This window comes from Pararobbsia alpina (assembly GCF_902859895.1).
Classification (GTDB): domain Bacteria; phylum Pseudomonadota; class Gammaproteobacteria; order Burkholderiales; family Burkholderiaceae; genus Pararobbsia; species Pararobbsia alpina.
Map to the genome: position 1 here is coordinate 1 of NZ_CADIKM010000043.1, position 12,613 is coordinate 12,613.

The 12,613-nt window shown below is 60.2% G+C and carries 11 protein-coding genes; 4 read left to right on the forward strand and 7 right to left on the reverse strand.

What is annotated here, in order from left to right; genetic code table 11:
* Positions 1 to 416 precede the first annotated feature (416 nt).
* On the forward strand, positions 417 to 710 hold the full coding sequence (locus tag HV670_RS24630; RefSeq protein ID WP_175107621.1) for a hypothetical protein: 294 nt from the start codon (positions 417 to 419) through the stop codon (positions 708 to 710).
* Positions 711 to 1,207: 497 nt separating this feature from the next.
* Here HV670_RS24630 and HV670_RS24635 read toward each other — a convergent pair whose 3' ends face one another.
* The 7 genes from HV670_RS24635 to HV670_RS24665 form a co-directional block, all read right to left on the reverse strand.
* On the reverse strand, positions 1,208 to 1,519 hold the full coding sequence (locus HV670_RS24635) for a hypothetical protein (RefSeq protein ID WP_175107622.1): 312 nt from the start codon (positions 1,517 to 1,519) through the stop codon (positions 1,208 to 1,210).
* A gap of 32 nt (positions 1,520 to 1,551) precedes the next feature.
* Complete coding sequence (locus HV670_RS24640) at positions 1,552 to 2,235, reverse strand: tetratricopeptide repeat protein (RefSeq protein ID WP_175107623.1); 684 nt, start codon at positions 2,233 to 2,235, stop codon at positions 1,552 to 1,554.
* Positions 2,232 to 3,188: a Rieske (2Fe-2S) protein gene (locus HV670_RS24645; RefSeq protein WP_175107624.1), complete on the reverse strand. Its 957-nt coding sequence runs from the start codon at positions 3,186 to 3,188 to the stop codon at positions 2,232 to 2,234. Before HV670_RS24645 ends, HV670_RS24640 begins: the two co-directional genes overlap by 4 nt.
* A 19-nt stretch (positions 3,189 to 3,207) precedes the next feature.
* The gene (locus tag HV670_RS24650; RefSeq protein ID WP_175107625.1) at positions 3,208 to 5,604 is read right to left on the reverse strand and encodes a LamG domain-containing protein; all 2,397 of its coding nucleotides are present in this window, start codon (positions 5,602 to 5,604) and stop codon (positions 3,208 to 3,210) included.
* A 99-nt stretch (positions 5,605 to 5,703) separates the two neighbouring features.
* Positions 5,704 to 6,204: a N,N-dimethylformamidase alpha subunit family protein gene (locus HV670_RS24655; protein ID WP_217478514.1), complete on the reverse strand. Its 501-nt coding sequence runs from the start codon at positions 6,202 to 6,204 to the stop codon at positions 5,704 to 5,706.
* Between the two features lie 390 nt (positions 6,205 to 6,594).
* Positions 6,595 to 7,194, reverse strand: a complete 600-nt coding sequence (locus HV670_RS24660) for an ANTAR domain-containing response regulator (RefSeq protein ID WP_175107626.1) — start codon at positions 7,192 to 7,194, stop codon at positions 6,595 to 6,597.
* 2 nt (positions 7,195 to 7,196) lie between these two features.
* Entirely contained in the window at positions 7,197 to 8,366 is a 1,170-nt protein-coding gene (locus tag HV670_RS24665) for a transporter substrate-binding domain-containing protein (RefSeq protein ID WP_175107627.1), read from the reverse strand.
* 420 nt (positions 8,367 to 8,786) lie between these two features.
* Here HV670_RS24665 and urtA point away from each other — a divergent pair, with 420 nt between their 5' ends.
* The 3 genes from urtA (at position 8,787) to HV670_RS24680 (ending at position 12,595) form a co-directional block, all read left to right on the forward strand.
* Positions 8,787 to 9,980, forward strand: a complete 1,194-nt coding sequence (urtA, locus tag HV670_RS24670; RefSeq protein ID WP_175107628.1) for an urea ABC transporter substrate-binding protein — start codon at positions 8,787 to 8,789, stop codon at positions 9,978 to 9,980.
* Positions 9,981 to 10,052: 72 nt separating this feature from the next.
* Complete coding sequence (gene urtB, locus HV670_RS24675; RefSeq protein WP_175107629.1) at positions 10,053 to 10,955, forward strand: urea ABC transporter permease subunit UrtB; 903 nt, start codon at positions 10,053 to 10,055, stop codon at positions 10,953 to 10,955.
* Positions 10,956 to 11,026: 71 nt separating this feature from the next.
* On the forward strand, positions 11,027 to 12,595 hold the full coding sequence (locus HV670_RS24680) for an amidase (RefSeq protein WP_246257907.1): 1,569 nt from the start codon (positions 11,027 to 11,029) through the stop codon (positions 12,593 to 12,595).
* Positions 12,596 to 12,613: the final 18 nt, after the last annotated feature.

A 12,613-nucleotide genomic window follows, 5' to 3' on the forward strand; every position in this document is an offset into this window, starting at 1 on the left:
CGATTCGTCGCGCGGTGGGGATGGCCACTGCGGCCTCGGCCTCGCGATCGTCAACCGGCTCGTGCAACAGCACGGAGGCGATTGCACGATTCGGAACTCGACGGATGGGGGTGGTTGTGGCGCCCAGGCTGCCGGCGAATCGCCGATGAAGTCCTTCATGCGTTCCATCTCTATCACGCTTCTAGGCCGCAGTGGCGAAAGTGCGCCATCGTCAATTCCACGTGTGACGCACTGGAGATTCGAGGAGGAACTCTTTTATCCCGCATTGGCTCTCGCTCTGACAGCGAGTCGCTCGCCAAGAGCGCAACCTGCATATCGGCAAATAGACCTATTTTTGGTGGCAGGGTTTGTAGGCGAATCGAAGATTTGCTAGGATTTGGAGTCGCTTTACTCTCAGTATATAAAATAATTAGTTTATGGAATTCAACGCCTCACCCTGGCACACAAACCCCACTCAAGCCTTCAGGCTATGCCAAGAGCACGAGGCCGCCGGCGCCGATCGAAAACCTTTTGCTGAGCGTTCGATCGTCCAGCATTGCGCCATGTTCGATCGCTTCACACGCTATCTTGCCGAGCACGGCCTATCGCTGACCACGTTCGGCACGGATCATGTTGATTCCTTTTTTGCCCCGGGCAGCGGCTTCGCCGAAGACACCACGACGCGCATCCCGTACGCGAAACTGATCGACCGCCTGCGTGTCATCTCGTAGACCTCGGCATCCGATTTGATAATCCGGGGTTCGACCTCTTGCGTCGTCTGCAGTGGCCAGACGAATATGAGTCCACGGCTTCTGCGCAACACCGACTGCCGTCGGCGACTTCTGGGAGGCTGGCCCTCCGGACGAAGTGAGCTACCGGCTGGGTCTCGTCTCACCGGGCACGGTCGAGCGGAGGATTGCAACGCTTAAGGCCTAGCCTCACGTCTCGTAGACCGCCTTGATCCTTTCACCCTTGCGCTGCTCTTTCGCCTACTGTACGCCTTCGATCAACGAGCGCTTGCGTCAGAACCGACAGGTGCCGCCGACCCTCTCCGTTGGGGCTGGCGCGATGAACGGCGGCTTCCGAGTGTGGATTTAGCTGGTCGAGCGAACCCAATAGACGCCGCGTCTGCAGTGGGAGCGTTGGATGGACCGGTTGAATCCGCAATCGAAGCCGGCCTCCCCGGCGCGGCGCTGCGACGGATCGCAGCGCTCACCTCATCGTCCGCTCATCCGTCGGTCCTTTCGTCCGGCCGCTTCCGGTAGAGGATGATGAAGCGTGCGGGCGCGTTATCCCCTTGCAATACCGCACGGCTCAAGCGGTAGCGCGACGTCATGAAGTCGATCACCGCCGAGGCTGCTGCCGCTGACAGCGCCGGCTTCCACATCCAGATATCGTCGCTGCGGTCCACTGCGCATGCTTCGAACAATGCGCGGTCCGGATTGCTCGCTGCGCCGATCACCCAGTCTTCCATTCGGGCACCAAACTCCTTGATATAGCTGAAACACTCGAACTTGATCTGCTGCACGCTGTAGTTCACGGTGTCCTCCGCAGGTTGATCATGCGCGAGGTCTATCCGGCGATCGGCATCAGGCGCGCGGGCCGTGTGCTCGCTGCGGTGCGTGAGCGCCATTGGTCGAACAGGCTTGCGCCCGCCCGCCTCTCTTCCGCCGACATGTCGCCCAGCACGTTTTCGAGCGCATTGAGCGCGTTGCCGACGCCATGCTGTGCGGCAAGGGACAGCCACGCAAACGCCTGCACCCGATCGCGCTCGACGCCGCGTCCGGTGGCATAACTGAAGCCGAGCCGCGCCTGCGATGGGTAATGGCCCTGTTCGGCCGCACGGCGGTACCACTGCGCGGCGGCTGCATCGTCTTGCGGTACCGCGCGCCCTTTCGCGAAGAGACTGGCCAGGTTTGCCTGCGCAAACGGGTCGCCGCTTTCGGCGGCAAGCGTGATCCAGCGCACGCCTTCGGCCTCGTTGCGCAGCGCCCCTTGCGACGACATCAGCATGGCGCCCAGATTCGTCTGCGCCTGCGTATTGCCTTGGCGCGCGGACTGTCCATACCATTCGAACGCGCGATGCAGGTCCGCATCGACGCCTTCGCCATTCACATAGAGCGCGGCGAGCCAGGCCTGGGCGATGCTGTCGCCCGCTTCGGCAAGCGCTTCGAACGCGTGAAACGCGCTGTGGAAATGGCCCTTCGAATACAACTTGACTGCTTCGTCGAGGTTCGTTTGCTTCGAGGCTTTCATGTGTCGTCTCCGGTAAGGGGTGACGGGGTCGTGCGCTGCACGACACGTGCGGCGAGCGTGGTTTCGAGCCAGCGGTGCGAATCGGCCGGGATGTCGATCGCGCTGGCGCGACGCTCCAGTAACGCGCGCCATCGAGCGAGCGGTTGCGGACCGTAGAGGGTGAGCCGGCACAAGGTGCGCTGCAACGCGATCGGCTGAAGCACGATCACGCATTGACTCGCGCCGGCAGAAAGGACGATCAGATTCGGAAAACGCCACGTGGCGCAGATCGGAGCGCCGCCGCCCTCCTCCTCTATGCTTTCCGTGCTTTCAAAAGTGGCGCTTGCGGCGGTTGCGCCGGCGAGCTTTGCGCCGGTCGCAATACGCTGTCCGACATGCTTCCAGTTGCCGGCCAGTTCGAGCCAACCGTCGTCGCGCCGCGCGCTGCTCTCCCTATGCGGCGTAGCGACGACTTCGACTCGGTTGAACGCATCGCCTGCGGGGTCGAGATGCACAAAGATCAGCGGACCGTCGGTCGCGACCCGCACGCCCAGCAGACGCTCCGGACGCAGCCCGAGATACTGGTACATCTCGGGGCTGGGCGTCTTGGCTTCGGCTGCCTGCAGCGGCGCACGGTCGCGGCTATGCCCACAGGACGTGAACGAGCACGACGTCTTCGCGCCTTGCCGGCATTGCAAGGGCACGACGCGGCAGCCGCCGTGCTGCGCGAGATTAAAGCGACCGGCGAGCCGGCCGCTGGCAAGACGCTGCACGTGCACCGCATGGTCGCCGGCGGTGAAGGGCAGCAGGTCGCCCACGTCCGGTATGTCCTCGTCGACACCGATACAGATCCATTCGCGAGTCCAGACCGTGTCGTCCTCGATCTTCGCGAACGCGAGCGTGCGATAGGCATCGACATCAAGGGACAGCGACCGCGCAGGTGTCGGAATGCGCGACGCGACGATTTCACTCATGGCGTGGTCTCCCCACCGATCAGTTCGTCGTTACGACAGACGGCGATTCATAGTCAGCGCGCCCACGATGGACGACCGCACTCGCCGGCGCGGCCGGCAACGGGCCGTCGACGCTGAAACGATCGAGCACGTTTTTCGTCAGCCTCGAGATATTGTTGTCGCAATTGTTCCAGGGCAAAGAGCCGCAGTACGCGATCGAACTGAACGCGAAACAGCCACCGCCGTTCGGCGTTTCGTGGAACGTGATGTCGGCGCGAACGCGTGGATGAACCGTGCCGTCCAGACCCTGCTGGTTGAAACCGAAATCTTCCATGACAAGCAGGTAGGCTTCGGTGTGACGTCCCGCAGAAGTCGCGACGGTCAGGATATGCGGTGGCGAGCCGAGCATGGTGTCGACGATATCGAGTTCGAGACCCGCCGCACCGCCGCCGACCAGACCGAAGTTGCCGAGGTTCTCCTCATAGTCGATGCCTTCGAATGCCCACGCGACGCGTTCGTCGAGACTTTCCGGCGTGCGCGAAAAGTAGCTGGAAATATCAAAGCCTTCCGACGACATGCCCGTCCCCGCAACCGAATGCAGATAGCGTCCGCGATAGCGCCACATGCCGCCGAGTTCGCCTGTGCCCTGATGGTAATACTCGCCCGGATCGGCACGCCATGTGCGAATGCCCGACTCGCAGCGACGCATTTCGGTGACGATGCCGCGCCCCAGCCCGCCATACGCCGGATGATACGAATGCACCCAATACCAGCCGTCCGCGCCCATGTACATGATGCGGCCGCCACGCTGCGTGTAGTCGTGCAGCGCGTCGAGTTGTGGTCCCGAGTTATGCTCTGGATGCGAGCCTGTGATGATCACGTTGTAGTCTTCGAGGCGCGCAAGACCGTCATAGGTGAGGTCCTCGTCGGTGAAGACATCGTATTCGTAGCCGAGCGTTTCGAGCCAGTAGACAAGGTGCAGGTCCGCGGGATACTGCCACGGCGCCTGTGCCAGAAAGTGATCGTACTTGGGCCGAATGCTCAGGATGGGCCGCAAACGCGACGACAGGCAGATGCCGCTGCCGTCGGTATGCGTGTCGTAGATCGAACCGCCATACTCGCGATGCTCGGCGAGGAACATGTTCTGCTGCTGCATGATCGGTACGCGATAGACGAAGAGTTCGGCGCCACCCGCGTTACAGGCGACATGTTCGTTCGCATACGCCATATAGCTGATGGTCGGCACCATCACCGCAATCTTTGACTTCTTGGCTCCGAGTTTCGGAACGATCCAGAACGGGATGTAATCTTCGTCGCCTTCCGCCGTCGTGAGTTTTGCCGCATAGAAGCGGCTCTTGATGTCCTCAGGCACCTTCCATTCGAAGCTGACGTCCCAGCGCGCATTGTCGAGGTCATCGTCGTGGAAATGGATCGCGCCGTATTCCTTTTGCGCGTGCTTCCAGTCGAAGTTGCAGCCGGCCCAGTTGTAGCCGGTCATCGCACGCGTCGGGCAGTTGACGAGCTGCGCGTCGAATTTGTAGGGTCCCTGGTCGCGACAGACGAGCGTGTCGATGCCATCCGAAAAGTCCCAGGCAGCGACGATGCATTCGGACAACGGCCCGGTTGGGCCGGAATGACGTCGCTCGCTCAGGCCCGGCTGAACGCCGGCCTTCATCGTCTCGATCTCGAAGCGCGACAGCGCGCGATTACAAACACGCGGGCTGTCGATCTTGCCGTTATAGTGCCCGCCGATCAACACGCCCTGCGGCAGCGACGAGCGTCCGATCGGGCCACTCTCGAGTCCCTTCACAAAACCCGCGATAACGAGTGGAATGTCCGAATGCGTGATCGGACCCGCGAACTGCGCCTCCACGGGCGGCACGACCGGGTCGAGCGCATAGACGATCTGCGGTTCGTGATACAGCGTGACAGCACCCGTTTTCGCATCGAAGGTCGCGGCGAGAAAATGCCACGCGTGATCTCGCAGACGCGCGCCAGTCGTGAAGGTCTTGTCGTTGATGCGAAGTTCGGCGCAGCCGTCCTCGTTGATAAAAAGACCATAGCCTTTACCCTTCGACCACTTCGTGACGAGCCCCTGCTCGCCGTGCTTCCAGTAGCGCGCATCGGTGCGCGGCGTGGTCGGCCAGATCCAGCATTGCAGCGTGAAGCTCTCCACCTTCAATTGCGGCGCATCCGGCACGTAGGCATACGAGCCGCCGTAGACGGCTTGGGGACGGCCGTCATAGCTGCCCTCGCAATCAGCAGTCACGTCTTTCTCGATAAAGCCCGGCCCGCGCGGGTTGGTGTCGCCGTTGATCATCTGGACGATCGACGCGCGATATTGCGCCGGCCCGTCGCAGTTGACGTAGAACTTGATCGTGTCGCCGGGATGGACGCTGAACTTGTCCGCATAGCCGGTGAGTCGCATTGCACACATGGAAAATCGCTCCTGCCTTCATGCCGCTCGGTGAGCGGCGGTCGTGGTGGTTCGGCGCCGGGTGGGGCCGCGCAACAAAGGGCGTGGCTGCGGCTCGGTTCAGGTCACCGGCCAGTTGTCGTCGCGGCGCTTGTAGCCCTGCGAATAGTGTTCGGGCATGCCATCGGTTTCCGGCATCTCGTCAAGACGCATCAGGAAGATGGCGTGCTGGATATCCTGCTCGCTCGTATAGACCTCGTCGGTGGCAAACACCGGCGGCACGCCGCGAATGCCTGACAGACGGCCGATGCGCCATTCGGCCTCCACCTTCGTGCAGATCACGATGAGTTTGTTTTTCGGCGATACACCGCGCATGCGCAGCAGCACACGGCGCAAGTCATGATGCTCATGGGTGCCGCCTGTCACGACCGTGGTGTCGCCGGGCGTTTCGCACTTGAGAACAGAAAAGCCAGCGACCCCGTGCATGGACTCCGTGCATTCCTTATGAAGCGCGATCAGGCGATCGCGTTCGGGCGTACGTTTCTTGGGGATAGGAATCATGAAATCAACCTCATCAAGATTTAAAGGATGACTAGTCGTGTCGTCAGCAAACTGAAGCAAGGTCCGTCGACACACCTTCTTGTGCAGCGTCTGCGTGATTACCTGGCCGTTGAGTCAAAAAAAAGCCCGACTTGCCAGTGTCTCTGGCAAGTCGGGCTTTTCGGCCTTTTGCCGACCGGGACGTCTTTGTCTCGTTCGGCATCATTGAGTCAGGTTTTACCGCTGTCTTCGCCAGATTTTCATCGGGGCGCAGACGTCTGCTGCGACGGACAATGAGCAACAAATGTGCCCATGATTGCGCGTGACCTGTCCAGCCCCCTCACCGTCTTGCTGACGACCGTCCTTCACGATGCCTGGCGATATTCAACGATCACTGTCTTGCTCATGCCATGTGCGAGAACCGTGCTTCGTTGCACACCAACAGTGCGCCTCGCACTGCTAACAGGCACGTCAATGGCGTATCGAACCGGACTTGACGATTTCGTCGGCGACGGTTTCGATTAACGCGTGATTGTCGCGCGCCTGCAAACACAACACCTGATAGGCCTCGTCGTCCGATAGGTGCTGCGTCTTCATGATGATCGACTTGGCGAGTTCGATCGTCCGCTGCCTGGCGGCCTTCTGCTCTGCGCGATGGATAAATTTTTGCAGAGACTTGTGCTTCTTGTTCTGTGCGAGGGTGACGGCGATTGCCGTGAGCACGCCAAACGAGCGCACCGGCGAGGGAATCACGCTAAACGCATTGAGCTGCATGACCGCTTCGATCACCACCGGATTCTCATACGTCACGACGGGAATAATGGGCGGCGCATTCTTATCGCCGAGCCATGCATGGTGATAAGCCGCAGTCTGCGGCGTGACTGACATGATCACGAGATCGATCGCGTCGAGTTCGACATCTAGATCAGGCCAACATACCTGTACCTTGCAACCGATCCTCTTGAGATGTTCGAGTAACTCAACGCGGTCCTGGTCGGGCGGATGCACAACCGCTATTCGCAGCGATCGTATTTCCTGCAAGGACTGCGGAGTATGTGGACTACGCGTCATGATTAACCTCCCGCGACAGTGTGCCGTCCCTGGGCGGAAGGTCCATCATTGACCGGCGTGTGCACGATCACGAATGGATCAGCACGCAGGCGCTCAGGCATCGAAGCGACGATGTCGAATTGTCCTGTTGCATTGGCCCGGCCAATCCGGGTGTGAAGATAGGCATGGTGATTTTCTTCGTCCATGCGGATACGGCCTTGCGGCGCATCGAACTCCATGCCCGGTATCGCACGCAGCAGCGACACCGGATTGTCACTGCCCACGTCGCGCATCGCATTCGCAAGGACTTGCATCTGGAAGTAAGCCGCTTCCCAGCACATATTGGTGACGGCGTCACCGCCCATGAAGCGTCGGTAATTGTCGAGACAGCTCCGGTTCATCGCCGTATCGACGCACTGGAAATACGAAGCCGATGTGAAGTGCCCTTCGCCAAGGTGCGCGCCCATCGCGGCAATCTCCGCCTCAGAGGTGGTCACACTGGCGATCGGTGTCACGCTCGGATCGAGGCCGCTCTTCGCGAAGCTGCGATACAGGCGCTCGACGCCGACGCCCACGACTGTCGAAAACACGAAGTCGGGTGACTGTGAAGCAATGCGGGTCGCGATCGCACGATAGTGATCTTCGCTGGCGTCGAGCGGCACGTAGATCTCTCCGACCGTTTCACCCCCACGCTCGAACACGAGGTCTTTCATGATCCGGCTAGTCTCATAAGGATAGATGTAGTCCGAGCCGATCATGAATACGCGCGAGCCAAACTTCTCAAGCATGTAGTCGGCCAGCGGCACGCAGGTCTGGTTCGGAAGCGTGCCGGTGCAAAAGACGTTGCGGCTGTATTCGAAACCCTCATAGAGCGTCGGGTAGAAGAGCAGTGCGTTGTGCCGCTCAACCACCGGAATCACCAGCTTGCGCCCACTCGACATATAGCAGCCCATGATGAGCCGCACGCCTTTCTCGACGATCAGTTCCTCGGCCATCGACGCGTAGTTGGCCGCAACGGAACCCGGATCACGTACATGAAGCTGGACTTCCCGACCATTGATGCCGCCTGCCCGATTGATCTCATCTGCGGCGAAGAGCGTGGCGCTTTGCTGGGAAGATTCGATAAGACCTGTTACGCCAGTGGTCGAATACAACACGCCAATCTTCACGGGTTCATATCTGGGGGAAGACATATTGGTTTCCGGTGACGACGATGCGAATCCTCGTGGATGACGGTCCATTCCCACAGACTTGTGCGCACATGTTTCGCTACGCACAGCCGCCGTGCATGTCTGCCACAATTTGGCGCGTTGCCGAACAAGCTGGTGGGCGTTCACAGGGCTTGCTGAGCTGGCCGCATCGTCGTTGAATCAATCCATAAGACTCTGCCAAGCCATCGACGGATTCCGACGTCGATGCGATTGATTTGGCATGGACCTTGCTCTTGTACGATCGTGATCAACAGCAGCACGCCAGTCCTGCACAACGATCATAGTGAATTCCGCCGCATCTGACAAAGGTGTCAAATACGGCACAAGGCCAAAAAGCCCGACAGCTAAGGTTTCCTTAGTTGCGGGCTTTTTTTTGTCTAAAACTTTCTATATGAAGGCACCATGAAGAACTCTCGCCGTGACTTTCTTAAGACAGCCGTTGCCGCAACCGCCGCCAGTGCACTCCCGGGTTCTCTCATGCTGGGCGCGCGTGCAGCCAACGCCGCCGAGCCGATAAAGGTCGGCATTCTGCACTCCCTGACCGGGACGATTGCGATTGCCGAAGCGCATGTCGTCGACGCGGAGAAACTGGCGATCGAGGAGATCAATGCGGCCGGCGGCGTGATGGGACGACCCGTCGCGCCCATCGTCGAAGACGGCGCGAGCGACTGGCCGACCTTCGCGGAAAAAGCGCAGAAGCTCGTGGAAAGCGACAAGGTGGCGGCGGTGTTCGGCTGCTACACGTCAGCGTCGCGCAAGGCGGTTCTCCCGGTTTTCGAGCGCTACAACGGGCTGCTTTACTACCCGACGTATTACGAAGGTCTGGAGATGTCGAAGAACATCATGTATACCGGCCAGGAAGCGACACAGCAAACGATCCCTGCCGTGAACTGGCTGGCAAAGAACAAGGGCAAGAAGTTCTATCTGATCGGCTCCGACTACATCTGGCCGCGCACCACTAACCGTATCGCCAGGGCGGCGATTGCAAAGGCTGGGGGCACGGTACTCGGCGAGGATTACTTTCCGCTCGGTGCGACGGAGTTCTCCTCGGTCATCAACAAGATCAAGGCCGCGAAACCTGACGTCATCCTGTCGACTATCGTGGGGGGGTCGAATGTCGCATTCTACAAGCAGCTCAATTCGGTGGGGATAACCGGCAAGAACCAGGCAATCATGGCGCTGGCGGTGACCGAAGAAGAGGCGATCGGCATCGGCAGCGACAACCTGGTGGGCGTTTACTCGTGCATGGGATATTTCCAGAGTGAGCAGAATCCGCAGAACGACAAGTTCGTGAAGGCGTTCAAGGCGAAGTACGGTCAGAACCGCGTGCTGGGCGATACGCTCGAAGCCGCCTACACCGCCGTCTATCTGTGGAAGCTCGCCGTGGAGAAGGCGCAGAGCACCGATGTCGCGAAGGTGGTCGCCGCCTCTTCGGGACTCGCATGGAGTGCGCCCGAAGGCGATGTGCATTTCCATGTCAGCAATCATCACTTGTGGAAGCACTCGCTGATCGGGACGTTCAGGCCCGACGGACAGGTGGACATCGTCTACACCTCGCCGTTGATCGAGCCGAACCCGTTTCCGAAGCTGGGTTAGATCCGCTTCGCAACAGCATGACGGACGCGCACTGTAAGCGCGTCCGCGACATTCACTTACAAGGTCGCCACCATGTCTCTCGACGTCTTCCTCGTACAGGTGTTCAACGGCCTGTCGCTTTTCACTGTGCTCGCGCTCATGGCGGTGGGCCTCGCCATCGTCTTCGGCCTGATGGGCGTGATCAATATGGCGCACGGTGAACTGATGGCGCTCGGCGCATACATGACTTACCTGACTGCGGGCGTCTTCCAGCGCTTCCTGCCTAGCTTGATGGGCGCGTACTTCCTGGTCGGGATCGTGGTGGCCTTCGTCGTCACGGCTGCCGTTGGTTTCGTACTGGAGCGCGTGATGATCCGGCGACTCTACCATCGACCGCTCGACACCATGCTCGCGACATGGGGCCTGTCACTCGTGCTTCAGCAGGTCTACCGGCAGGTCTTCGGCCCCATCGACGTGAGTGTGCCGACCGTAACATGGCTGAAAGGTGCGTGGAATATCACGCCGAACATCGCTCTCCCTCTTAGCCGCATTTTCATCCTGTTCCTCACGTTCGCGGTGGCGCTTGCGGTCTTTCTGTTTCTGTTTCGCAGCCGCTGGGGTCTGCGGATCCGCTCGGTCATGCAAAACCGCCCGATGGCGGGTGCTGCGGGCATCGACACGGAACGCGTCGATGCTGTAACGTTTGCCGTGGGATGCGGTCTGGCTGGCATCGCAGGCAGCGCACTGACGATGCTCGCGTCGACCGGACCGGTGACGGGGCAGCAGTACATCGTCGACACCTTCGTCGTCGTGGTGTTCGGCGGAATCGAGAGTTTGCTCGGCACGTTCCTTTCGGCGTTCTCGATCGGTCAGCTTCAGTCGATGTTCGAACTTCTGTTGAGCGGATCGATGGCCAAGGCTACTATTCTTATGCTCGTGATCGTCGCGCTGTACTTCCGGCCGCAGGGATTGTTCGCTCTCAAAGTAAGACGTTGAGTGAACCAGATGCCGTAACAGACTTTGTAAGCTGCGCGAAACTCAATCAAGAATATGAATCGGAATGCGACATGACACATGATTTGTCAAACATGCAGGCAACTTCAGAAGACGAAGTCGGCATCGATCTGGCGAGTCTGACCGTAGAAGCGGTACAGGAGGGTTTCGCAAGCGGACGCTTTACCGCCGAGTCGCTCGCGCAAGCGTGCTTCGAACAGATCGAAACGTACAACGGGAAGTACAACGCGCTTATCTTTCTGAACCCGGCGGCACTCGATGATGCGCGAGACATCGACCGGCGCCGCGCAGCCGGCGAAACGCTGGGACCGCTGGCGGGTGTCCCGGTCGTCATCAAGGATCCGATGGACATGGTCGGTTTTCCGACGACGGCCGGCTGGTCGCTGCTCTACAGCAAGACCGGCGGCGTCGATCTGATGCCCGCGACAGACGCGCCGGTCGTGGCGCGCATGCGCGCCGCGGGCACGATCATGCTTGGCAAGACCAACGTGCCGGTGTTGAGCCACTCGGGAACGCATGCGAACGACAGCTGGGCAGGTCCGACACTGAACGTCGTGATGCCCGATCGCGTACCGGGCGCAAGCAGCGCAGGCACAGCGGCCGCCGTTGCATCGGCGATGGCGGTACTGGGACTCGCCGAAGAAACGGGCGGGTCCATCCAGAACCCAGCGTCGTCGCAAGACCTCGTTGGCATCAAGCCGACCATCGGACTCGTGCCGAATGCAGGGGTGGTGCCGCTGTCCGGCAATCGCGACGTGGTCGGGCCGATTGCGCGAACCGTGCGCGACGCGGCGCTGTGCCTTGATGTGCTCGCGGGATACACATCGGAAGATCCGAAAACACTGGCTTCGGTCGGACATCAACCCGAGGGCGGCTATACTGCGTCGCTGAGCGTGGAGGCGTTGAACGGAAAGCGAATCGGCCTGTACGGACCAGGCTGGCGTGCGCAGCCGCTATCGGATGAAGCGGCGCAGCTCTATGAACGCGCGAAGCACGAGTTGCAATCAGCGGGCGCAATTCTCATCGACGACCCGTTTGCCGGAACGCCGTTCGCTTCACTGCGCAAGCCGACACCGCCGCTCGTCAATTTTGACGCGCGCGGCATCGAATCGATTCCCTACGACGTTCACCAATACTTGCAGCGCTTGGGTCCCGATTCCCCTTTGAAGGCCTTCGACGACTTCGCGAAGGCAACCGCTTCGCAAGATGCGTTCGGTCCGAAGGGCGTGCTCAAATACATGCACAACCTGCCGCAATTCGCTGCGGCACTCGCGAACCCGACCACGCCGCCGGACATTTCCGAGTTCATCGAACTCAAGGCGCAGTATCTGCGCATCTTCGACGCGGTGATGAGCGAACAGCAACTCGACGCGCTGGTGTTTCCGCAAATGCGCTGCGAACTGCCGCCGCTTCATGGAAAGGAAACGATCCAGGAAACAACGGTCGGCGAAATCAATATCGCGGGATTGCCGGGCGTGACGGTGCCAGCGGGTTACTACGCATCGGGCTCGCCGTTCGGGATTATCTTCGTGGGCAGTCAATGGGACGAAGCAGCGCTGATCGCAATGGCATACGCCTATGAACAAGCAACACACCATCGTAAAGCGCCCAAGCTCGCTTAAGAAAGCTGTCGCGCAACC

What these genes read in the sequence shown, in the direction of transcription:
- urtB (WP_175107629.1), top strand. Translation starts at nt 10,053, where the DNA reads ATGTCTCTCGACGTCTTCCTCGTACAGGTGTTCAACGGCCTGTCGCTT.
- HV670_RS24665 (WP_175107627.1), bottom strand. Translation starts at nt 8,366, where the DNA reads ATGTCTTCCCCCAGATATGAACCCGTGAAGATTGGCGTGTTGTATTCG.
- HV670_RS24650 (WP_175107625.1), bottom strand. Translation starts at nt 5,604, where the DNA reads ATGTGTGCAATGCGACTCACCGGCTATGCGGACAAGTTCAGCGTCCAT.
- HV670_RS24630 (WP_175107621.1), top strand. Translation starts at nt 417, where the DNA reads ATGGAATTCAACGCCTCACCCTGGCACACAAACCCCACTCAAGCCTTC.
- urtA (WP_175107628.1), top strand. Translation starts at nt 8,787, where the DNA reads ATGAAGAACTCTCGCCGTGACTTTCTTAAGACAGCCGTTGCCGCAACC.
- HV670_RS24660 (WP_175107626.1), bottom strand. Translation starts at nt 7,194, where the DNA reads ATGACGCGTAGTCCACATACTCCGCAGTCCTTGCAGGAAATACGATCG.
- HV670_RS24680 (WP_246257907.1), top strand. Translation starts at nt 11,027, where the DNA reads ATGACACATGATTTGTCAAACATGCAGGCAACTTCAGAAGACGAAGTC.
- HV670_RS24645 (WP_175107624.1), bottom strand. Translation starts at nt 3,188, where the DNA reads ATGAGTGAAATCGTCGCGTCGCGCATTCCGACACCTGCGCGGTCGCTG.
- HV670_RS24640 (WP_175107623.1), bottom strand. Translation starts at nt 2,235, where the DNA reads ATGAAAGCCTCGAAGCAAACGAACCTCGACGAAGCAGTCAAGTTGTAT.